Origin of the sequence: Ureibacillus sp. FSL E2-3493, assembly GCF_038077515.1 — a bacterium.
Classification (GTDB): Bacteria; Bacillota; Bacilli; order Bacillales_A; family Planococcaceae; genus Ureibacillus; species Ureibacillus halotolerans.
The window spans coordinates 1,513,605-1,536,529 of sequence record NZ_JBBOPK010000001.1; the positions used below are offsets into that span (position 1 = coordinate 1,513,605).

Here is a 22,925-nt window from a genome sequence, read left to right on the forward strand (position 1 = left end):
TTTATTGTTGTAGTACTGGCATTTCAGTTAATTCATTTTCCTTTGTTAACTGTTCTTTAACTTCATCTCTATTCATTTTTTCATCTATCCGCTTTTTAAATATGGAAACGATAACTGACACAATAAATGCGGAAACGGAAGAATAAATGAAACCAATCCATCCTATTGAATATAAAGTTGTTAAAATGATGAAAAGGTCAGAAATGAATAATGTCTTTCCTGGATCCCATTGAAATTTTCTTTGTAAATAGAGTGATAAAATACTTGTTCCACCAAGGGATGATTTATTAAGGAACAAAAGGAGTACCCCGCAACCGACGATGACACTACCAACAATAACGCCAATCCAAGTAGGAATTGAGATTTCAGGCATTACCATCTCAGTTATATAGGACAATATACTAAGGATGGCAATGCAAGGACAGTGGATAACGTAAACTGTAAACCTAGTTTTTTAATAGATAGGATAAAAAAAGGGATGTTCACTATCATATAGGTAATGGGAAAGATTAGATCAATCCAATAGGAAATGCTTAGTGCTAAACCAATCGATCCTCCTGTGCCAACATGAGCACTATGTAAAATAAAAACGCCAATGTTCACTATAAAGCAGCCTAAAAAAAGTTGTAAAAATCGCATAGATGTTTCCTCTCTAAATGATGTTTTTTGTCAAACTTTGTAACTTATCGTATAAATCGTATTATAAAAAAATTTAAGCTGCAATCGTTCCATGTAACGCGTTGAAACTTTAAATGGCTAAAGTGATTTATAGCTTCAAAACAAAAAGAGTCCTAGATTAGAACTCTTCATTGGGCTGAACTATTTATTCGATTTAATATACATTTCAAATGCTGGTTATGTAAAACTTTTCTAACTCGAGAAATCGTATTATAAGTTGCATATGTTAATTCTTCTATTTCTTCGTAAGTATGTCCGTTTAATAACAAACGAGCGACTTCCAACCTTTGTGCAAAGGCTAGAATTTCTTTTTGTGTACATAAATCGTTAAAAAAATCTTCGCATTCTTCCATTGTTCGTAATGCGAGAAATGCCTTCATTAATTGTTCGGTTTTATAATCATACAAATTGTCCATTCATAACCTCCAATGGTAGACGTAAATTCATTATTTCTAAATAAACTTGAAAGTAAATGAATAGATTAAATAATATTAACTTCTAGAATTCCATTCAGAAATAATAATAAAGACAATGGCAAAAATAATAACAATCATAAAAAACCAACTTGGAACACCACTGAAAGACAAATCGATCACCTCTTCAAATAATGTAACATTTTTCATGATTTTCATACAATGGAGAACGAAAAATTCCACAAATGAATCGAAATCGTTTAAAATAGAAAAGAAAATAAAAGTAGGTCAGTTTAAAGTGAGGTAAAATGATGTTAAATTTAAAATGGAAAGATGCACCAACAATTCGCAAAGTAAAATGCGTCAATACAAATGCTGAAAAATACTTAGTATCCAATGTGTTAACAGTAGGGAAAGAGTACGAAGTGAAAAATGAAACTGAGGAATTTATCTTTGTCATCGATAACACTGGTAATGTTGGTGGCTATTATAAAGATTATTTTGAATAATGTACATTACAAAAGCACGATTGTTTTTTTAACGAAACAATCGTGCTTTATTATATAAAGGGGAGAAGAATCTTAGTATTATGAATGAATGTCCGGAAGTTTTGCTTCGATTGTCGCCTTTTGTTCATTGCTAATCGCTTGTACCCGTAATGTTTCTTCGATAGATTCGATTAATTGGTATTGTGTTTGTTTAAAGGAATCAATTTCTTCATGGGTAATTGGTTTCTCTTTGTTTTGGCCAGATGCTTCAATTATTTTAGCATTTTTCCGTAACATTTGTTCTGAAGTATCCATTAATCTGCGACTAGCAGATTCAGCACGCTGCTGTCGACTTAAACTAATCAACATTGCAATTTGTGTTTGCCATAAAGGAATCGTCGTCATGACCGATGCTTGAATTTTTTCCATTAACATTTGGTTCGTTTGTTGGATTAAACGAATTTGAGGTGCTGTTTGTATAGCAATTTCTCTAGAAATTTGTAAATCATATATTTTTTTATCCAACCATTCAATCGAACTTTTTAAATCATTTAAAAGCTGTTGATCCATTGGGTTAGCGGAAGTACTTGCTTTTTTCTCTAATTGAGGTAAATCGTGATTTAGTAAATCCTTTTTTTTCATTTCTCCAGCTGCAATAAACAGATTTATCCGGTGAAAATAATCTTCATTTAAATCAAACAAGTCATTTAACAATTTCATATCTGCCAACAAACCCTTTTGAGCATGTTGCAATTGAATACTTAAACGATCAATTTGTTTACTTAACCGATTATATTGGGTCGCAATTTCTTGTAACGAAGTTTTTGGCTGATTAAATAATTTTCTGAAGAAGCCTTTGTTTTTTTCAATTAAATCATCTGGATTCACTTTCTCTAAATGTTGCATTAATTTAAATAAAATTTCCCGAATAGGTGAGGTATCATTCCGTTGAACAGAAACTAACATATTATGGGTGAAGTTTTTTAGTTTTTGTTGAACTTCCTCACCAAAACGAAGGACATTTTCATATTGTGAAACGTCCAATTGGCTTGCTATTAACAATGCTTCCGATTGCTGGTCCCTATTTAAGGTATTAAAAGTGGGTGTATCAACCGAATAATCATGACGAATCGTCACATCAAAAAAAGAGCTTCCATTCTTTGAAAACTCTTCAAATGGATTAATGGCGCTCTTTTTTTCCGACACTATTTGTCACCTCTAAGTTCTATTTGCCTTTGCTGTTTTGCATTTTCAAACTTTACATAATCTAGTTCGATTTTTAAGTTTTCTAAATCCGATTCAAGGGCAGATTTTAAATCGTTTTCCATTGTTTCATGTAAGCCCTTTAATGTTCGACGTGTATCTTCTAAAGTAAGGTGTATTTCAGAATCTTTTACTTGTTGCTGAGATAACATGGAATAGTTTTCAGTTAACTGTACAGCAGATGGTAAATGGGAGTAGAAGAAATCTTCTACAGAATAAAATTTCCTCGGGTTCATTTGCACGATATTTATGATTCGTTTCGATATTTTTGTCATTTCATTTAACAATTTAAATGAACGTACTGACCGAACTTGAATAAACTGTTGTGTTAAAGAATGAAGATGTGATTTTGCCTTTTTAATTTGCATAGCAATTTGTTTATATTCAGAGCGGGAAATACCGAGCTCTTTGCATTTTTTTCTAATTTGAAAGGATTTGATCCCTTTATTACTTAAATAATAGGCAGCTATTGTAATAATTGGCACGAACAACATGCCCAAATCAAAATTAACTACGGTTATAATAAATACTGTAAAACTAGATAAAAAGTTGAATGCATGTCTAGTTATAAAATTCATAGCACCAAGCATAGTCGTACCTCCTTCATCTTATAAATGTATTACGTAAATGGTTTGTATAAAGTTTCAAAGTAAGTGTATTTTGTTTTGAAATAGATTCATTTTAAAGTTTCCACATTGCTAAAAAAGTAAAAGAATATTTTATACTTTTTATTATAGTATAACCATTTTAAACTTTACAAAAGATAGAACAACGAATACGAATTATCAGTTGTCCATAGCTTAATGGAGAATTGAAGTATGGATATTCTAAATAGTGAAAAGCAAACAATAAAGTCGAGACTTCAACTTTCAGAACAATAAAATTTCTTTTTTATACAAATTTTGTATCTTCTAAACGCTTCCGGTAGACATTTTCCATTGCATTCACTAAAATACATACTAATAGAAGGAAAGGATCGTCGTGCAGTGTATCAACTCATTTATATGAAGGCAGATTATGAACCATGGTGGAAATTTGAAGGTTGGGAATCCAATATTGTATTAACAAAACAATTTCAAACAGAAGCTGAATTGAAAAAGGGATTACAAGAAATGTTACAAGATTTCAGAAGTCGATATGAACATGAAGCAAATAAAGAAGGCGTATATTATGCCTTTTGGACAGATGAAGAGCGGGAATATTGTGATGCTTGTGATGATGATATACAAATTTATCATGGTATAATTGTGGAAAAATCGGTTTAAAATATTGTATAACCGATCAATTGACAGAAATAAAAGAAAAATGCGAAAAAAAGTGCATTTAATGTTTGACAAATTGTAATATGATGGTATACTTTAAGTAACAATAAAATTGCTAGGCCGGGTACAAATGATTCACATATTACAAAGAGTGATCGGTGTAAAGTCGGTACTCTTCGTAATATGTGAATTTTTTATTTCGGTAAAACAATCACATATTGTTAACATTTATTTTTTGGAGGTTTTCTTAAATGAAACAAGGTACAGTAAAATGGTTTAACTCAGAAAAAGGTTTTGGATTCATCGAAGTTGAAGGTGAAAACGACGTATTCGTACACTTCTCAGCTATTCAAGGTGAAGGTTTCAAAACACTTGACGAAGGTCAAAAAGTGGAATTCGAGGTTGTTGATGGTAACCGCGGACCACAAGCTGCTAACGTTGTAAAACTTTAATTATTACTAATTAAATGAGACCGTTAATCTGAGGCATCCCTAAATTTAGGGATGCCTCTTTATTTTGTTTTAAAAGAAGGAAGAGTAGGGCTCAATATTTTCTTTTTAACAATAATTATATTATGTTAACCAAATATTTAACTGGATTTCGTGAGAACTTATCACGCTATTAAAATAACAATAATTTTATTATGTAAACTTATTACATAAAAATAGACCACAAACTAAAGGGAAGTTTGTGGTCTATTAGTAAAAATTAATTAATTCCTTGAGCTTCTTTCCACTCTAAGAACTCATCGTAAGTTAGCTGTTTATCTAAAATTGAACCATCTTCTTGAATTTCAATAACGCGGTTGGCGATGGTTTGAATAAATTGATGGTCATGGGATGTGAAAATCATCGCACCTTTGAAACGAATTAATCCTTCATTTAAAGCTTGAATCGATTCAAGGTCAAGGTGGTTTGTAGGTTCATCTAAAAGAAGTACATTCGCATTGGAAAGCATCATTTTAGATAACATACAACGCACTTTTTCTCCCCCTGAAAGGACAGAAGGGGATTTTTTCACTTCTTCACCAGAGAACAACATACGACCTAAGAAGCCACGTAAAAATGATTCAGTCTCATCGTCAGGTGAATATTGACGTAACCATTCTACAAGTGATTTTTCTGTTCCTTGGAAGTATTGATCGTGATCAAGTTCAAAATAACTTTGAGTAGTTGTGACACCCCATTTGAACGAACCACTATCAGCAGGGCGACGTTCCATTAAAATGTCCATTAATGCCGTTTTTGCAATTGGATTCCCAATTAAAATAATTTTATCTTCTTTATTCATTGTAAAACGTACATCTTTAAATAACGTTTCCCCATCTTGCGTCGCTGTTAAGCCATCAACAGTTAATACGTCATTACCGATTTCACGCCCAATTTGGAAGTTAATGAAAGGATATTTACGGCTAGAAGGTTTAATATCTTCTAGTTCAATTTTCTCTAACATTTTTTTACGTGAAGTTGCTTGGCTAGATTTCGAAGCATTAGCAGAGAATCGAGCAACGAAGGCTTGTAATTCTTTAATTTTTTCTTCTTTTTTCTTATTTTGGTCTTGTGCCATTTTAAGTGCTAATTGACTAGATTCATACCAGAAATCATAGTTACCAACGTAAAGTTGGATTTTCCCAAAGTCAAGATCTGCGATGTGCGTACACACTTTATTTAAGAAGTGACGGTCATGGGAAACGACAATAACTGTATTTTCAAAGTTAATTAAAAACTCTTCTAACCATTTAATTGCTTTTAAATCTAAATGGTTAGTAGGCTCATCTAGTAATAAGACATCTGGCTTACCGAATAAAGCTTGGGCAAGTAATACTTTTACTTTATCCGAACCTTCTAGTTCAGCCATCTTCATGTAATGAAGATCATCACCAATACCTAAACCGTTTAATAATGTGGCAGCTTCTGAATCTGCTTCCCAACCGTTTAAGTCTGCGAATTCTCCTTCTAATTCAGCAGCACGCATACCGTCTTCATCAGAGAAATCTTCTTTCATATAAATCGCATCTTTTTCAACTTTCACTTCCCAAAGACGTTTATTCCCCATGATAACTGTATCAAGGACGTTGAATTCATCGTATTCGAAGTGATTTTGTTTAAGGACGGAAAGACGTTCATCTTTCCCCATTGAAACATGACCTTCTTGGGGTTCAATATCCCCAGATAAGATTTTAAGAAATGTTGATTTACCAGCACCATTTGCACCGATTAAACCATAACAGTTTCCAGGTGTGAATTTAATATTTACGTCTTCAAATAGTTTACGATCGCCATAACGAAGACCTACATTACTAACTTGGATCATGTAAGCTCCTCCTTTTATTGTTATTCAGTTTCAAATTGTTTTTAAAAGTGATGTTCTATTTTCTCTTTTGTACACAATGTTTCTATTATAACACGTAGTATGAATATTTTAAACAATGAACGTGTTTAGAATAAATTATTTACTTTCCATTTTCTAAACGAATAGGGAGTACTATCCGTTATACTGTTCCGCATATGATTTTATGTTGATAGGTTGTTCTAGTCTTAAAAACAAAGTCATATAGATTTGCTTTCTAACTAGATGAGGAAAAGAATTGGAGGAATGGAGAATGTGTAACAAAAAAGTGTATGTGCTGGATACAGGTACGATGAAGATGGATAAAAACTATATGATTGCGATGCATAATCCTGCAAGTATTGACAATCCAAACCCGCCAGCTGAGTTTGTTGAATTTCCAATTTATGCGGTGTTAATAGATCACCCAGAAGGGAAAATTCTTTTTGATACTGGATGCAATCCTGATGGCATGGGGGAAAATGGACGTTGGCCAGAAGGGGTTCAAAAATTATTCCCTACTTTTGCTAGCGAGGAATGTTATTTAATTAACCGTTTAGAGCAATTAAAAGTGAGTCCGAAAGATATTAAATATGTCGTTGCTTCCCACCTTCATTTGGATCATGCGGGTTGTTTAGAACTATTTACAAATGCAGAAATTATCGTACATGATTCAGAATTATCCAACGTGATGAAAATGTTTGCGATGTCACGGGATATGGGTGCCTATATATGGGGAGATGTAATGGCATGGATTCAACATGATTTACGTTGGCGTACGATTAAACCATATGAAAAAGAAGTGACCCTTGTAGAGGGGATTAAAATCATTAATTTTGGACCTGGACATGCTTATGGGTTATTAGGGCTTCATATCGAGCTGCCTGGCGCGGGTAATTTATTGCTTGCTTCTGACGCCCTTTATACGGCTGAAAGTTTTGGCCCTCCTGTTAAACCCCCTGGAATTTTATATGATTCCGTCGGCTACAACGCAACAGTAGAATACATTCGGAAATATGCAAATGAATATAATTCAACGATTTGGTTTGGTCACGATGCAAATCAATTTAAAACATTGATTAAATCGACGGAAGGTTATTATGAATAACTAAATAATAGTCAAAAGGGGAGAGGTCATTTGAAAATTAAATCAGCTATACTAAGATCTTCCGGTGTAGCACAACCTTATACGAAAAGTAAACCAATCCAAATTGAAACGGTTGAACTTGATCCTCCTGAAAAAGGGGAAGTGCTAGTAAAAATAAAAGCGGCAAGTTTGTGCCATTCTGATTTGTCAGTAATCAACGGTAGTAGACCACGTCCATTGCCAATGGCACTCGGTCATGAAGCTTCAGGTATAGTGGAGCAAGTAGGAGAAGGGGTAACGAATTTTTCACCTGGAGATAAAGTGATTTGCATTTTTGTTCCTAGTTGTGGTCATTGTATCCCTTGTTCAGAAGGAAGACCTGCCCTTTGTGAGCCAGGTGCTGCGGCAAATGGAAGAGGCACGTTAATTGGCGGAGGCATTCGTATTCATACTGAAACAGAGGATATTGCTCACCATATTGGAGTATCCGCCTTTTCGGAATATGTCGTTGTATCGGAAAACTCCTTAGTTAAAATAGAAGAGGATTTACCATTTGAAAAATTAGCCTTATTCGGTTGTGCAGTTATTACGGGTGTCGGTGCAGTTGTGAATACAGCGAATATTAAACTTGGCAGTACTGTTGCGATTGTTGGATTAGGTGGAATTGGTTTAAGTGCATTAATTGGAGCAATTGCTTCCGGTGCCAGAGAAATTATTGCGATTGATATTAATGAAAATAAGCTAAAACAAGCATTGAAATTTGGTGCAACCGCTGTATTTAATTCAAAGGATGAAAATATCAGTGAAAAGGTAAAAAACTATTCGAATGGGGGAGTCGATTATGCCTTTGAAACAGCTGGGGTAGTAGCAGCAATGGACGTTGCCTATGCTGTTACAAAACGAGGAGGCACAACAACAACGACGGGATTACCCCATCCGGAGCATAAATTTGCTTTTCCTTATGTATCGTTAACAGCTGAAGAAAAGACTATTAAAGGTTCTTATGTTGGCAGTTGTGTTCCGAAACGGGATATACCACGTTTCATTCAAATGATGAAGCAAGGTCGATTACCCGTGGATCGTTTAGTATCCAATATTATTTCACTAGAAGAAATTAATGAAGGTTTCGATTTGCTTGCTACAGGGGATTCATCTCGAATTATAATAAAAATGGACTAACATTTTACTAATAGGAAAAAAATCGATTAAAACTACTGTTAAACCTATTAGGACAGTAGTTTTTTTATTTTACATATCGTTTTCGTTTTTTGTCAGCGCCATCTATCAATAGTATACTGTTCTTTATGATGTAAAAAGAGGGGTATGACATGTTGCAGCAAGCAGTTCAAGTATTAAAAAATTATTTCGGATATGATTCCTTTCGTATCGGTCAACAACAAGTAATCGAAAATGTTTTAAATAAGCGTGATACATTATGTGTTATGCCAACAGGTGGGGGTAAGTCCCTTTGTTATCAGGTTCCTGCCCTTTGTTTTGAAGGAACGACGATCGTCATATCACCACTTATTTCTTTAATGAAAGACCAGGTCGATTTATTACATAGTAATGGCATACAAGCAGCCTATATAAATAGTTCTTTAACGTTTAGTCAGATGGATCAAGTGATGGAAGACGTAGAAAAGGGACTCGTCAAGCTGCTGTATATTGCTCCAGAACGTTTAGAAAATGAATCTTTTCGTCAAAAATTAGCTAGACTTTCAGTTCCTTTTATAGCGATAGATGAAGCCCACTGTATTTCCCAATGGGGTCATGATTTTCGTCCAAGTTATCGAACGATTGCATCCCTTTTAAACCTATGGGAAGTTAAACCGACAGTCATTGCTTTAACGGCAACGGCTACTCCTACTGTTAGTCAGGACATTTGTTCTTTATTAAACATAAAACAGGATGATACATTCATCACTGGTTTTGAAAGGGATAATTTATCATTTAAAGTACTCGTAGGGGAAAATAGAGAACGCTTCATCAAACAATATGTGAAAAATAATTCAAACGAGGTAGGAATTATTTATGCCGCTACGAGAAAATCCGTTGAAGCAGTATATGATTCGTTATTAAAGTTAGGAATACGGGTCGCAAAATATCATGGTGGTATGGGAGAGAAGGAAAGAACGGTAGAGCAAAATCGGTTTTTACAAGATGAAGTGCAAGTAATGGTTGCGACGAATGCCTTTGGAATGGGGATTAATAAAACGAATGTTCGTTTTGTTATTCATTATCAAATGCCTCGAAACATGGAAAGTTATTATCAAGAAGCGGGGCGAGCGGGGCGCGATGGTTTACCAAGTGAATGTATTTTATTATATAGCTCGTCAGATGAACAAACACAACGGTTTTTAATTGACCAATCCCAAGATCGGTCACGCATTCCATTAGAACTTGAGAAACTTCAAAGTATGGTGGATTACTGTCATACTGAAAATTGTTTACAGTCCTACATTATGCAATATTTCGGAGAGAAGGAATCGAAAGATTGTGGACAATGTAGCCATTGTACCGATGAACGTCCAAAAACAGATGTTACGAAGGATGCACAAAAGGTCCTTTCTTGTGTCGTTCGAATGGGTCAAAAATTTGGGAAAACAATTACTGCTCAAGTTTTAGCAGGTTCCCGCAATAAAAAAATCGAAAACTTTAAAGGATTGTCTACCTTTGGTATTTTAAAAAATATGAATGCCAAGGAAATTTCAAATTTCATAGAGTTTTTAATTTCTGAAAGATTGTTGTTAGTTCAACCGGGTCAATATCCGACTATTTATGTATCCGATGAGGGGAAAGAAGTATTGCTCGGCAAAAGAAAGGTTTGGCGTCGGGTGAAAATTGAACAAACGGTTATTAAAAGAGATGATCCGTTGTTTGAACATTTGCGCGCTGTTCGAAAAGAAATAGCAGAACAAGAAGGGGTTCCTCCATTTGTCGTATTCTCAGATAAAACATTAAAAGATATGTGTGATAAGAAACCAATCGATGAACAAACGTTCTTAGAGGTAAGTGGAGTAGGTCAAAACAAGCTGGAACGTTATGGCACAATATTTATTAATGCAATTAAAGAATTTCACTAAACAAAAAACCGACAAATGTTAAATTTGCCGGTTTTTTTACTATTTCCAATGTTGATTAATAAATTCATCCCGACCTGATTTTTCCCGGTCTTCTTTATAATGATTAGGCTCTTTTTTATAATAATCTTGATGATAATCTTCCGCTTCATAAAACGTGGAAGCTTCTAAAATTTTCGTTACAATTGGTTTTTTAAAGCGACCGCTGTCAGCTAATTGTTGTTTTGAAATTTCTGCCAATTTTTGCTGTTCTTCTGAATGATAGAATATCGCTGTTTTATAAGACTCTCCTCGATCATGGAACTGTCCACCGTCATCTGTTGGATCGATTTGCATCCAATAGATTTCAAGAAGTTTTTCATATGGAAAAACAACAGGGTCAAATTCAATTTGAACAACTTCTAAATGCCCCGTATCACCTTTCTTAACTTGTTCGTATGTAGGGTTTTCTACTGTGCCACCCATATAACCAGAAGTTACTTTATGTATGCCATCCCATTCTACAAATGGTTTCACCATACACCAAAAACAACCACCTGCAAATGTTGCTTTTTCCATAAAATGACGCCTCCAATGCTTAAAATAAATAGTATTGTACCATGATAGATAGAATGAAACAATTTTAACATTATTCAATCAATCTCACAAACGACTAGCTTTGACTAATAAATATGGTTAAATTTAAGATTTCTTTTTTTGGTCATAGTATAATATGGTAAAAACAAATCTTTTTTTGAACATACTGTTTATTTATTGCGTTTTTGAAGGGGAGTGTAAATAAGATGGATGAGCAACAAACACATGAAACAAGACAAACTCGATATAAAAAAAGAAAACTACGAAAGGGACGAGTTTTCTTTACATTCATATTATTACTATTAATCGTTATAGCAGCATACTCTATTTTCCAGTATCGAAGTGGCCTTAAGTTGGCTGGCGAAACGAAACTACCGGAAGAGGAATTTGTACCCGATGAGGCAATGGAAAACATTGAAAATTATTTAATCGTTGGTGTTGACAGTAGAGGGGAAGAAAAGTCCCGTTCCGATACGATGATGGTCCTTTCTTGGAACAAGGATACAAATGATTTAAAATTAGTATCCTTTATGCGGGATATTTATGCAGATATACCAGGTTATAAATCTTATAAATTAAATACGGCCTATTATTTAGGTGGTGTCCAACTATTAAAAGATACATTAAACTCTATGTTTGATGTACCAATTCACCATTATGCGTTAATTGATTTTAAAAGTTTCGAAGCAATGATTGATATTTTAGCTCCCGATGGAATTAAAATGGATGTTGAAAAAGACATGTCTGCTCATATTGGGGTAACTTTAACAAAAGGTATCCAAAAGCTAAATGGTAAAGAACTACTTGGCTATGCGCGGTTCCGACATGATGCGGAAGGGGATTTTGGACGTGTAGAGCGCCAACAAAAAGTGATTGAAGCGTTAAAAGAAGAATTTCTATCACCGAAAAATGTTGGTAACATACCGAAATTAGTAGGAGCTGCGAAAGGCTATGTGACAACTGATTTAACAACGGGAGAGGAGTTAAAAACGGTTCTATCTATTGTTGCAGGTGGAGGGTTAGAAATAGAAAAGATGACAATCCCAGTAGAAGGAACTTATAGCTATAATTCCTATAGCGATGCTGGCGATGTGATAGAAATTGATACGGAAGAAAATAAACAATTGCTACATGATTTTTTAAAGCTGGAATAGGAGTAAATTCTTCCAAAAAATATTATAAATGATAAAATAAAAGTAATTATAAATTTTCATAGGTTGACGGGGTGGTTTTTTGGAAAGAGAAAAAGGTTATGAGGATCGTTTATTACGGAATAAAACATCTTTCTTCCAATCAAGATTTATTCGTTTTTTAGGTGGAAAGAATCTATTATTCCTTCTTATTTCATTACTATTAGTTGGTTGTATCGTATTTATATTTGATAAAGTTTCGTTTATTTTTTACCCCCTTCAAGTATTATTTGAAGTTGTTATCTTACCGGGTGTGCTAGCGATTATTGGGTATTATTTATTAAGACCTTTTGTACGTTTAGCAGAAAAAAGCGGTAAAGGAAAAGTTCCTCGTGGCCTTGTTATATTAATACTGTATGTCATTGTGGCAGCACTCATGACATTACTAGCTCTTATCGTATATCCATTTTTACGAGATCAATTTATGAATTTAATTCAAGAATTTCCAATTTATTTTATGGCGTTAATCGAAAATATTGTGACGTATTTAAATAATTCGAAATTTGATGAACTGTTCACAAGATTCAATTTCGATTACGATGCTGTTTTAATGAATGTGACAAATGATCTTGTTTCTACAATGAAAGATACTTTTGCAAATGTTGCTTCAACACTTGCTTCAGGGATAACAGGATTTGTATCAACATTAACAGGGATTTTATTATCACTAGTTACAGTTCCGTTCATATTATTTTATTTACTTTATGAAGGTGAAAAGCTACCGAAATTTATTTTACGTTTGTTCCCACCTCGAGCTCGAAATGAAGTTGGACAAGTAATGAAAGAAATGGATAAGCAAGTAAGTTCTTATATATTAGGACAAATACTCGTTTCCATTTGTATCGGTGTGATGATGACCATCGGATTTTTAATCATCGGATTAGATTACGCCTTCTTATTAGGTATTTTAGCGATGATTACAAGTGTCGTACCTTATTTAGGTCCTGCTATTGCCATTACACCAGCCCTTGTCATTGCGATTGTTAACTCACCATTTATGTTAGTGAAATTAATTATCGTATGGACGATTGTCCAATTAGTTGAAGGGAAATTTATTACGCCTAATATTATGGGGAAATCCCTTTCCGTTCATCCAATTACAATTATCTTCGTACTATTAACAGCAGGATCCTTATTTGGAGTTGCAGGGGTAATTTTAGGTATACCTGGTTATGCCTTATTTAAAGTGTTAGTAAGCCATTTATTTAGTCTGTTGAAAAGACGATATAACCGTTTTGAACAGGATCCAGAAAACAAATATGAAAGTTAAACAAAAAATGTCTCTTATTGTAAGAGACATTTTTTTCTATAAAGAAAGTCCTTAAAGTGACAAAATGTACTTTAAGGACTTTTTATGTGGATTAAATTGATAAGTTTTTTAATCGTTTTACAGCTTCTTCTAATAATTCTTTTTCTTGCACTAATGCAAGACGCATATATCCTTCACCTTCGGAACCAAACGTAGTTCCTGGCACCATTAATACACCCGTTTGTTCAATGGCTTTAAAAGCAAAGGAGACACTGTCAATTTCATAAGGATATTTAGCCCATACAAACATTCCACCGTTAGAAGGAGCTACTTCCCATCCTAATTCCTTTAATCCATTCATTAAAGTAATATGGCGTTCGGAAAAAGTAGAACGTAAAGTTGCTGTAATTTCTTCTGCATGATCTAGGGCAAGGGCAGCTGTTGATTGAATAGGGTCGAAAATACCGAAATCTAAATTGGATTTTAATTGTTTTATAATCGAAATCATTTCTGCGTTTCCGACGATATAAGCTACACGGGCACCAGCTAAACTAAAGCTTTTTGATAAGGAGTTAATCTCTAAACCGACTTCTTTTGCACCAGGAGTTGCTAAGAAGCTAATTGGTGCATCACCTGTAAAGTAAAATTCCGAGTAAGCGGCATCGTGTAAAACGATAACATTATATTTTTTTGCAAATTCGACTACTTCAGTGAAATATTCAATTGAAGGAGACATTGGAACAGGATTTCCTGGCATATTGAGAATCAATAATTTTGCCTTTTCGGCAACGTCATCTGGAATAGCCTTTAAATTTGGTAGAAATCCTCTATTTTCATCAAGGGGTATGTAATAGGGCTTGGCACCAGCTAAATTAATACCGGCTGCATAGGCAACGTAACCAGGATTTGTTGTTAATACGATATCCTCAGGATCACAAAATGCAACTGGCAAATGGACTAAGCCTTCTTGTGAACCAATTGTTTGTACGATTTCTGTTTCCGGCACTAAATCTACTTTATTAACACGTTTATAATAATTGGCAACTGCTTCTAAAAATTCCTTTGAACCGGATAACGTATATCCGTAGGAAGAAGAACGTTTGCTTAATTCAGACATATGATTCCGTAACATTTCATGCGGGGGAATGTCGGGGCTCCCTAAACTTAAATCGATTAAATGCATTCCTTTTGCTTCTTGTTGTTTCGCGTAATTTTTTAAATCACCAAAAATGGCAGGTTCAAATAATGACATTTTCTTAGAGGGGATAATATTCAAGATGTAACACTCCTTATAATCAAACAAATATAAATCACATTTTAACATAGGACGGTTGATAATTCGCCATAAAATCAGAAAAGATAAAAAATACATATTTTATAGAGAATCTTTAGGGATATAACGGTGGAAATGGATACATGATTTTAAAGAATAGCTAATTTTTTGTTCATCCATTACACTAGTAAAAAATAGGTTGGAGGGAGATAGATGATCGTCTATTCATTAAGTGGTCCGAGTGGCACAGGGAAAAGTACAAGTGCCCTTCAATTTGCTTATGAACATCAAATAGAAGCGATTATCGATGACGGTCTCCTCATCATGAATGGGGAGAAAAAAGCTGGAACTTCGGCGAAATTTGAGAAAAATACGGTTACAGCTGTTCGCCGTGCTATTTTCCAGGATGAAGAACATAAAAGGGAAGTTGTCGATGCAATTCGTGAACATCATGTGCAATCGATTCTCATTATAGGAACTTCAGATAAAATGACCAAAAAGATTGCTGAACGTCTTCATTTACCACCTATTAAAGTATTTTACCGCATTGAAGACATTAGGTCCCAAAGGGAAATCCAAATGGCTAAGTTTGTAAGGGTGACCCAAGGGAAACATGTAATGCCTATCCCATATAAACAAGTAGGGCAAAACTTTTTTAAACGGTTAGTTCAGAAAGGATTTGATATTGTTTCAAAAAATAAAGTGAAAGTAGGGGAAACGACAATTGTTCAACCAGATTTCCATCGTCAAGTAGTCGCCATTTCCCGAAATGTTTATTCAGAATTGATACAACATATTATTCGTCAAAATAAAGTTGTTACAAAAGTGAATTCGGTTCAATTTGTTATGAAGAAACAACCGATTATTTATCTTTCCATTTATATATCATCACCGATCAACTATAGTGTAGTGGAAGAAATGGCCAATATACAGCGTATGATTTCAGAGCAATTTAATCGCCATTTTGAATTTGAACCGTCCCATATTCGACTTTTTATAAAAGGGATTAAATAAGGGATGGGCAGTGTTTCATATTGATTTGGAACGGACCTTTCTCTTTTTAATAACGGGAAAAACGTGGTTGCCTTTTTTCAACAAATGCGCGGACACCTTCAGGAAAATCGTTATGATCAACAAAGGTTGTGGATGAATTCCATAATACCGGTACTGAATCGATACATTCTTGTACGGACCGTTTAATTGCAAGAAGGGAGGCTGGTGACATGCCTGCCACTAATTTCCCCATACGAATCGCAAATTTATTTAAATCCTTTTCGGGTACTAAATAGTTTAGTAACCCTGCTCTATAGGCCTCCTCAGCTTTGTACATACGACCAGTAAAAACAAAATCCTTTGTTGCCGAGGGTCCTACTAAATCGACAAGACGTTTAGCAAATTTATTATTAATCGTAATTCCTAATTTACCGACCGGAATACCTAAACGGGACTTATCTGAACCAATCCGAATATCACAGGCTAATGCTAATTCCAACCCTGCCCCCATTGCAGGACCATTAATGACACCAATGACAGGAAGGGGTAATTGTTCGATAGTAGATATCGTTTTTTCCATTAAAACAAATGCCTCTTCTGCTTTTTCTAAAGAAATGGAGTTAAATTCTTTAATATCTGATCCTGCTGTAAAATTTTCTCCAGATCCACGAAGCAATAACACTTTATTTTTCGGATTATCAAGTGATTGTAAGGCGATTTTTGCCAATTGTTCCCACATATTCGCCGTTAAAGCGTTTTTTAATTGGGGACGATGAATTGTAATAATCGCTAATCCAGCAGTTTCTTGATAAATAATTTTCGCATCCTCTTCTTCCAATCGAGTTGTTCGTACTTGCATCGGAAACAACCTCCTAACTTAGATACCCCCATTATATACAACAAGCACTTTTTATCGAACTAAATTTAGAATATTTAATAAAAAAGTAACTTCTAACAATGGATATATTTTTGACAAAAAAAGATTTTCCCTCTATAAATTAACGGCAAATTTGCTTTAATCATATCTTGTTTGTTTTGTCACTTTTGTATTTGCATATTATCCGACACTTATTATATACTTTAAACTATATACGCACGCACAATGACTAAGCTGTAACATTCATATTATCCACGCTTTACGTAAATAAGGAGGGGGAATAATGATCCAACAAGTCGACTATTATAAAACTTATTTAGAATCATTAAAGAAATCACCCCATACAATCAAGCAGTATTGTATCGATGCAGAGCAATTTTTAAAGTTTATAAACGACAATGATGTATCATTGGATAATGATTTAAAAAAGTTTATATCATTTTATAAAGAGCATTTATTGAAAACATATAATTCAGTTGCAAGCATCAATCGAAAACTATCATCTTTAAAATTCTTTTTATCGTATTTAAAGGATCGGGATATCATTGATACATATCCTGTTGAACTATTAAAGCCTGTTAATAGTAGTTTAAGTACATTTAAAATATTAACAACTAATCAATTAGAAAAAGTATTAAATTATTGGCTTCATTTGTATAAACATAGTGAAGAAGCAGAATACAAATGGCTCGCATTGCGTAACTTTTGCATTGTGAATATTATACTTGAACTTGGTTTAAAACCCTTTGAAGTTGTAGCTATGAGATGGAGTCATATGGATGATCATTATATTACGATTATCCAGAGATCAAAAAATAGAAAACTTCCATTATCAGAAAGTCAAATGGCTTGGTTATCCTTATTAAAAATAGAAACTGAAAATTGTTTCCCATTTTATAAAAACATTGATTACATATGGATAGGACTTGGGAATAAGCAATATGAACCAATTACGGTAAAAACAATTGAACGGATCTTTCAAACAATTTCAAAAAATGTTGGATTTAAAGTAACTGCTACGATGTTACGTTACACAACGATTCATCATCATGTGCAACAAGGATATAATGAACAATTAAAACAAATTTATGAACGATTCGGTTATGCAAGAAAAAGTGTTCTTGTTGATCGAATGAAACGATTTAACTAAATGACAAGTTAAGAGGGGTAAGATGGACGAATTATATCGAAATAATACAAGTTTAATATTAGAAGGAGGGACTTTTCGTACCGTTTATACAGCCGGTATTTTAGATGCTTTTTTAGATCAACAGATAATGATGCCATACATTATTGGTATATCAGCTGGTGCAATGAATGCTTGTTCCTATATTTCTAAACAAAAGGAACGTACATTACGAGTGCTCATTAATTTCCGTCATGATAAACGTTATATGGGTTTTCGAAACTTCTTTAAAGAAAAAAGCATATTTGGGTTGGATTATGCCTATGATTTAATTCCAAACCAATTAGATCCATTTGATTGGGATACATATCAAAAATATGATGGCACTTTATTGTTTGGGGTAACAAATGCAATGACAGGCGAAGTAGAATATATGAATGCATTAGAAATGGATAGAAAATGTATGATGTTAAGAGCAACTTGCGCTATTCCTATTCTTTTTCCCGAAATTAAAATAAATGACATTCCGTACTTTGATGGAGGGTTAGCTGACCCCATTCCTATTCAAAAAGCGATAGACGATGGTTATAATAAACATGTTCTCGTACTAACCCGACCAAAGGGGTATCGTAAACAATTGGACTCCCAAAGTAAATGGGCTATGAAATTATTGAAAAGGAAATATCCGAAACTTGTAGAACTTATGCAAGTTCGTATTGATAAATATAATGAAACTTTATCATTATGTGAAAGATTAGAAGAAGAAGGAAAAGCCTTTATTTTTAGACCGGAATATCCGATGAAAAGTATGGAGAAAGATGTAAAGGTGATGCGTCAAAGTTATGAAATGGGATATAACTTAGCAAATAGTCAAATGGAAAAATTGACTGCTTTTTTACAAACGCCATAAAGAAAACACCATTTCTTAAGAAATGGTGTTTTCCCTTATTCGTAAGTTACTTTATAATCTTCATATTTTAACCATTTTAATTTCGCTTCGAAAAGTTTTAAGAAAACTAAGTTTAATATAATCGGTAATGCAATAAATAATGTAATTGAAATAATGATGCTTTCAGTATTCCAGCCAACTAAGTTTAAATATTTTAAAGGTCCAACGAATCCTGCTAGTCCAAATCCAGCGCTGTATGGAGTACCGATTACTTGGAATAGCCCTCCAAGTCCTCCTAGTATTCCTGCCGTTAAAATCATTGGAAAGGCAATTTTTGGTTTCATAAAGAAGTTACGCATTTGAATTTTAGCAGAAGCAATATGGGCAATCGCTGTACCAAAATTGTTAGCACGGTAACTTGCGATACACATACCAACACCTGATGCACAAACACCAAGGTTTGCTGCTCCAGCACCAATACCTGAAAGCATAATAACCGTTGCAACCCCAATCGTTGAAATTGGTGATAAAATTAAAACGGAGAAAATCATGGCTATGATTGCCCCCATTACGATTGGTTGAAGGCTTGTGACATACATAATCCCTTCACCAATTATCAATGAACTATTTTTTACATAAGGTAAGATTGATAATCCAATAATCCCAGGAAGAAAAATCGTTAACGCTGGCATTGCTAGCAATGTCCAGTCTTTTAATCTCGTTCCTAACCATTGCACAAATAATACGGCTAGCGCTGCTGTTAAACCAATATTAATAACCGTACCAATACCTGCGATTGTCATCGTTCCATCTGTCGCTACTGTAGTAACTCCACTTCCAATGAATGCAGCTAATCCTACGGAACATGTTTGAATAGGCGTTAATTTAAATTGTATACCGATCATTACGCCAATAATGACTGGTAATAGACTCATGACGATGATAGAAACATTTAATATCGTTTCTAGAAATGGTGCATAGGGAATGAGAAGTTTTAATATTTCACCAACAAGGGCGTTGGGGATTAAACAAACAACAATTCCTAAACTCATTCCAGTTAATAGCTTATTAAAAAACTCTTTCATAACTCATTCAAATCCTCTCTAGGTGTCACTCTTTAATGGTAAGACTATTATATAAGTTAGGAAGATTATTTCAATACTAAATTTTCTGAATATAACACAGTTATGTAAGATAACAATCGTAATACAGAATGAAAACGATTTTTTGTAGAAATATATCATATAAATGAAAATATCTTTATCGTTGCATCAAGTAGAGTTTTGCGAATTTTAAAAGGTATTTTAGAAAAATGGAAACGATTTTTCTTAGCCTTGGTATCATGAAGGGATTCGGTGTATAGTAATAGTATTCAACCATTCCTAATGAATGGAAAAGTATATATAACGAAAGGAAGAACTACATGTTAAAAGAAATAGTGTTCGAGCAATTAAAAGTAGCAATGAAAGAAAAAAATGTGATTGCAAAGGGTGTCTTAACGCTTTTAAAATCGGCATTAGATAAAGCAGAAAAAGAAAAGGGATCAGCTTTAACAACAGAAGAGGAAGTTGCGGTTGTTAATCGTGAAATTAAGCAAACGAACCAATCGTTAGATGGGGCAAAACAAGCAAATCGTGAAGATTTAATTGAAAAAGAAGAAGTAAAATTAGCATTGTTAAAAAGTTTCTTACCGAAACAATTATCTGAAGAAGAAATTACAGCTGTACTAACTGAAGCAGGAGTCAAAACAGGTTTAAATATGGGGGAAGCAATGAAGATTGCTAAACCTTTACTTGCTGGTAAAGCTGATGGAGCTACGATTTCGAAAGTAGTGAAAAATTTAATTTCATAAAATTTATTTTGAACTCGCCTTTTTGAGCGAGTTTTTTTATTGTGTAGAAAACATATTGACAAGTAGATTTTTCTGTTATATATTAACTTCAATTATAATATTCTGTTATATAACAAATAAAGGAGGAATAAATATGTCTGTTTATCGAGAAGGATATGATTATTATGTTTCAAAATGTATGGATTTTGGTTTAGAGCCGATTAATTTTTATTATTATGTGCTCCAACTTTCTGAGGAGCAGCTACTAGCTTTCAATGAACAAGCAAAAAAGTTAGAAGGAAGTGCCTAAAGGGGAGTTTGAAGAAAAATTCGTTGAAATGACATTAAATACAAAAGGAAAATTAAACGAGGTATTAAACTTGAACGTTTATCAAATCATTCAAAATATCCCATAAACAATCTTACTTATAAAAAGAAAAGAGTAAGGTTGTTTTTGTTTGCACTAATATTAATAAAAAAGAGCAGCTTTCACTGCCCTCTAATAACCGATTGTTCTATTCACTTAATAATTCTTGTAGACGTTCATATTCATCGTTGCCGATAGCACCGTAATATTGATATAACAAATCAGAATCTACTTTAATTTTATCTCTATAATTTAAATATAGTTCCTCTGTAAGATGACGGATAATTATTGGAACGGGTTGATTATGATTAAAGTGATGAATATGTTTCTCGATAAATGCTTCCGATAGTTCACACCATAAATTGTTTCCTAGTGCTTCAAAATCAATATAAGATAAATGAGCATTTAAAAAGTCTTCAGACAAATACCCGTTATATTGACAAACAATACGCCAATCTAAATGCTCCCGGTAACGATGTAACCAATGAGGTTCAAAAACCGCACACATTAAATCCATTTGTTTTTTTGAATAGGCATTAAAAATCTTATCCATTTCCTTATTTGACCGTTTTTTATAGCCCATATCATCATAAATTTGACAAGCTAATGAAGGGATACCTTTGACCATATGCTCGCTACCAGGCCACTTATATTGTCCACGATCATATTCAAAAAAGTGGAAATCAAATTTTTCCTCGTCTTCGTCTATTAATTCGTCTTCATCTAGAAGATGGATTGTACTATATTCGCTAAAATATGTTTCATCTTCAATAAATAATTCGATTTCACCTTCAAAATGTTCGTTGATTTTTATTTTTTGCCGTCTAAGTTGTTCAACTATGTAGTTTTTAAAAGACGCTGATAGTCTAGATAAAACTGGATAATTGTATTGAAGGGTTGATACATCCACTTGATCTAGATGTTCAATTAAATATTGTTCATTTAATTGGTCACAAGCATAGCAAATATATGAAAAATCAACGTAATCTAGATATTCTTCAAATTCGGTTGGATGCAATTTGACTAGATTATATCTCCAAAAACAATAATCATGAATAAATTGTTTGGACATCTCCGGATTATTATCTAGAATGTGAGTCATATCAATTTCATCGATAATTGGACCAACATATGAAGGAATGGATTTAATATCAAAGTTTTTTGGGAAATCTAGTTTTGCCAAAGATAATTTCGGATTGAATTTTTTTCTTCGACTTGGATGTGTTTTTAAACTATATGTTCCGATTGAACCGCGCTCGTCTAATAAAATATAAGCCAATTCCTGTTTTTGATCCCTCGTTAATTTGATGTTTTTCGGAAACTTAACAGAGGCGTAATAAGTTATATTGGCCAAATCATAGAAAAATTTATAATCACCTTCAGGAGTAAATTCCGAACGGGACAAATTCTTTTTCCAATATAGAAGGGCTCCGTTAATCGGTGGATAGTTGGAAAAATGTATATTTGCTATAGAAAAAATATTATGCGAAAGAGATTCATCATAAACAGTTTTAATAAAATCTATACTTTTAATTTTTAACATGCTGTACCTCCGTTAAAACTATTATATACTTCCTAGACGAAAACAGCAGTAAAAAGTGTCTGGAGTAGATGGATTAAATATCGACTAGAATAAATAAAAATTTATTCATTTTTCGTAATCTGTTGGGAGCAAAATATGACCACTTTACTATCATATTTCTTTATCTTGAAATCTAGAACTAAATTATAGAAAAATTGTGAGGGAAAATGGAACATCAATCCTTCTATTCACTGATGAAATTGTAGAAACTTTTCGTATAAGGGAATGTAACGAAGGAGAATGTTATCTATTAATTCGATATCAACTTTGAGGTCGCTATTTAATTGATTTAAATTTCATTCGATCACCTTCAAAATGGATTTAGATATTTACGAAAAATCTATAAATATTTCCTCAAGGATTGTGGGGGGCG

23 protein-coding genes and 1 pseudogene are annotated in these 22,925 nt (G+C 33.5%); 13 read left to right on the top strand and 11 right to left on the bottom strand.

Annotated elements, in window-relative coordinates:
- Window position 1: 1 nt before the first annotated feature.
- The 3 genes and pseudogenes from MHH69_RS07690 to MHH69_RS07700 all read right to left on the bottom strand — a co-directional run bounded on the left by MHH69_RS07690 (window position 2) and on the right by MHH69_RS07700 (window position 1,301).
- Window positions 2-639 (bottom strand): annotated as a pseudogene (locus MHH69_RS07690) (YitT family protein).
- Window positions 640-806: 167 nt separating this feature from the next.
- Window positions 807-1,094 carry a YerC/YecD family TrpR-related protein gene (locus MHH69_RS07695; RefSeq protein ID WP_341362034.1) on the bottom strand — a complete coding sequence of 96 codons (288 nt, stop codon included), beginning with the start codon at window positions 1,092-1,094 and terminating at the stop codon, window positions 807-809.
- A gap of 75 nt (window positions 1,095-1,169) precedes the next feature.
- Window positions 1,170-1,301 carry a hypothetical protein gene (locus tag MHH69_RS07700; RefSeq protein WP_277749713.1) on the bottom strand — a complete coding sequence of 44 codons (132 nt, stop codon included), beginning with the start codon at window positions 1,299-1,301 and terminating at the stop codon, window positions 1,170-1,172.
- A gap of 101 nt (window positions 1,302-1,402) precedes the next feature.
- Here MHH69_RS07700 and MHH69_RS07705 point away from each other — a divergent pair, with 101 nt between their 5' ends.
- Entirely contained in the window at window positions 1,403-1,600 is a 198-nt protein-coding gene (locus tag MHH69_RS07705) for a DUF6501 family protein (protein ID WP_122971750.1), read from the top strand.
- Between the two features lie 78 nt (window positions 1,601-1,678).
- Here the strand turns inward: MHH69_RS07705 and MHH69_RS07710 are convergent, their stop codons facing one another.
- Together MHH69_RS07710 and MHH69_RS07715 are read right to left on the bottom strand one after the other, a co-directional pair.
- Window positions 1,679-2,785, bottom strand: a complete 1,107-nt coding sequence (locus MHH69_RS07710) for a toxic anion resistance protein (RefSeq protein WP_158599685.1) — start codon at window positions 2,783-2,785, stop codon at window positions 1,679-1,681.
- Window positions 2,785-3,432: a 5-bromo-4-chloroindolyl phosphate hydrolysis family protein gene (locus MHH69_RS07715; protein ID WP_122971752.1), complete on the bottom strand. Its 648-nt coding sequence runs from the start codon at window positions 3,430-3,432 to the stop codon at window positions 2,785-2,787. Before MHH69_RS07715 ends, MHH69_RS07710 begins: the two co-directional genes overlap by 1 nt.
- A gap of 348 nt (window positions 3,433-3,780) precedes the next feature.
- Between MHH69_RS07715 and MHH69_RS07720 the strand changes: the two genes are divergently transcribed.
- On the top strand, window positions 3,781-4,107 hold the full coding sequence (locus tag MHH69_RS07720) for a DUF1033 family protein (RefSeq protein WP_277749714.1): 327 nt from the start codon (window positions 3,781-3,783) through the stop codon (window positions 4,105-4,107).
- Window positions 4,108-4,355: 248 nt separating this feature from the next.
- Window positions 4,356-4,556 carry a cold-shock protein gene (locus MHH69_RS07725; RefSeq protein WP_036179813.1) on the top strand — a complete coding sequence of 67 codons (201 nt, stop codon included), beginning with the start codon at window positions 4,356-4,358 and terminating at the stop codon, window positions 4,554-4,556.
- Between the two features lie 256 nt (window positions 4,557-4,812).
- On the opposite strand, the gene MHH69_RS07730 is transcribed toward MHH69_RS07725, so the two are convergent.
- Window positions 4,813-6,417, bottom strand: a complete 1,605-nt coding sequence (locus MHH69_RS07730) for an ABC-F family ATP-binding cassette domain-containing protein (protein ID WP_122971754.1) — start codon at window positions 6,415-6,417, stop codon at window positions 4,813-4,815.
- A 289-nt stretch (window positions 6,418-6,706) separates the two neighbouring features.
- On the opposite strand from MHH69_RS07730, the gene ahlS reads away from it, so the two are divergent.
- From ahlS to recQ, 3 genes are all read left to right on the top strand, one after another.
- The gene (gene ahlS / locus MHH69_RS07735; RefSeq protein WP_122971755.1) at window positions 6,707-7,540 is read left to right on the top strand and encodes an AhlS family quorum-quenching N-acyl homoserine lactonase; all 834 of its coding nucleotides are present in this window, start codon (window positions 6,707-6,709) and stop codon (window positions 7,538-7,540) included.
- A 30-nt stretch (window positions 7,541-7,570) separates the two neighbouring features.
- A complete protein-coding gene (locus tag MHH69_RS07740; RefSeq protein WP_122971756.1) occupies window positions 7,571-8,698 on the top strand; it encodes a zinc-dependent alcohol dehydrogenase family protein in 1,128 nt (375 codons plus the stop codon).
- 149 nt (window positions 8,699-8,847) lie between these two features.
- The gene (gene recQ / locus MHH69_RS07745) at window positions 8,848-10,602 is read left to right on the top strand and encodes a DNA helicase RecQ (protein ID WP_341362035.1); all 1,755 of its coding nucleotides are present in this window, start codon (window positions 8,848-8,850) and stop codon (window positions 10,600-10,602) included.
- A 39-nt stretch (window positions 10,603-10,641) separates the two neighbouring features.
- On the opposite strand, the gene msrA is transcribed toward recQ, so the two are convergent.
- The gene (msrA, locus tag MHH69_RS07750) at window positions 10,642-11,157 is read right to left on the bottom strand and encodes a peptide-methionine (S)-S-oxide reductase MsrA (RefSeq protein ID WP_122971758.1); all 516 of its coding nucleotides are present in this window, start codon (window positions 11,155-11,157) and stop codon (window positions 10,642-10,644) included.
- A gap of 224 nt (window positions 11,158-11,381) precedes the next feature.
- Between msrA and MHH69_RS07755 the strand changes: the two genes are divergently transcribed.
- Window positions 11,382-12,329, top strand: coding sequence for an LCP family protein (locus MHH69_RS07755; RefSeq protein WP_341362036.1), 948 nt, complete (start codon window positions 11,382-11,384; stop codon window positions 12,327-12,329).
- Window positions 12,330-12,408: 79 nt separating this feature from the next.
- The gene (locus tag MHH69_RS07760; protein ID WP_122971760.1) at window positions 12,409-13,635 is read left to right on the top strand and encodes an AI-2E family transporter; all 1,227 of its coding nucleotides are present in this window, start codon (window positions 12,409-12,411) and stop codon (window positions 13,633-13,635) included.
- A gap of 91 nt (window positions 13,636-13,726) precedes the next feature.
- Here the strand turns inward: MHH69_RS07760 and MHH69_RS07765 are convergent, their stop codons facing one another.
- Window positions 13,727-14,890, bottom strand: coding sequence for an aminotransferase class I/II-fold pyridoxal phosphate-dependent enzyme (locus tag MHH69_RS07765; protein ID WP_122971761.1), 1,164 nt, complete (start codon window positions 14,888-14,890; stop codon window positions 13,727-13,729).
- 210 nt (window positions 14,891-15,100) lie between these two features.
- On the opposite strand from MHH69_RS07765, the gene MHH69_RS07770 reads away from it, so the two are divergent.
- The gene (locus MHH69_RS07770) at window positions 15,101-15,901 is read left to right on the top strand and encodes a hypothetical protein (RefSeq protein ID WP_122971762.1); all 801 of its coding nucleotides are present in this window, start codon (window positions 15,101-15,103) and stop codon (window positions 15,899-15,901) included.
- A gap of 46 nt (window positions 15,902-15,947) precedes the next feature.
- Here MHH69_RS07770 and MHH69_RS07775 read toward each other — a convergent pair whose 3' ends face one another.
- Complete coding sequence (locus tag MHH69_RS07775) at window positions 15,948-16,739, bottom strand: enoyl-CoA hydratase/isomerase family protein (RefSeq protein ID WP_122971763.1); 792 nt, start codon at window positions 16,737-16,739, stop codon at window positions 15,948-15,950.
- A gap of 301 nt (window positions 16,740-17,040) precedes the next feature.
- Here MHH69_RS07775 and MHH69_RS07780 point away from each other — a divergent pair, with 301 nt between their 5' ends.
- Together MHH69_RS07780 and MHH69_RS07785 are read left to right on the top strand one after the other, a co-directional pair.
- Window positions 17,041-17,907, top strand: coding sequence for a tyrosine-type recombinase/integrase (locus tag MHH69_RS07780; RefSeq protein ID WP_122971764.1), 867 nt, complete (start codon window positions 17,041-17,043; stop codon window positions 17,905-17,907).
- A 22-nt stretch (window positions 17,908-17,929) separates the two neighbouring features.
- Entirely contained in the window at window positions 17,930-18,793 is an 864-nt protein-coding gene (locus MHH69_RS07785) for a patatin-like phospholipase family protein (protein ID WP_341362037.1), read from the top strand.
- Between the two features lie 35 nt (window positions 18,794-18,828).
- Here MHH69_RS07785 and MHH69_RS07790 read toward each other — a convergent pair whose 3' ends face one another.
- Entirely contained in the window at window positions 18,829-19,857 is a 1,029-nt protein-coding gene (locus tag MHH69_RS07790) for a PTS transporter subunit IIC (protein WP_341362038.1), read from the bottom strand.
- A gap of 338 nt (window positions 19,858-20,195) precedes the next feature.
- Between MHH69_RS07790 and MHH69_RS07795 the strand changes: the two genes are divergently transcribed.
- Complete coding sequence (locus tag MHH69_RS07795) at window positions 20,196-20,624, top strand: GatB/YqeY domain-containing protein (protein WP_122971767.1); 429 nt, start codon at window positions 20,196-20,198, stop codon at window positions 20,622-20,624.
- Window positions 20,625-20,757: 133 nt separating this feature from the next.
- A complete protein-coding gene (locus tag MHH69_RS07800; RefSeq protein ID WP_341362039.1) occupies window positions 20,758-20,913 on the top strand; it encodes a transcriptional regulator in 156 nt (51 codons plus the stop codon).
- 205 nt (window positions 20,914-21,118) lie between these two features.
- On the opposite strand, the gene MHH69_RS07805 is transcribed toward MHH69_RS07800, so the two are convergent.
- Window positions 21,119-22,513: a nucleoside-diphosphate sugar epimerase gene (locus MHH69_RS07805; RefSeq protein ID WP_122973532.1), complete on the bottom strand. Its 1,395-nt coding sequence runs from the start codon at window positions 22,511-22,513 to the stop codon at window positions 21,119-21,121.
- Window positions 22,514-22,925 lie beyond the last annotated feature (412 nt).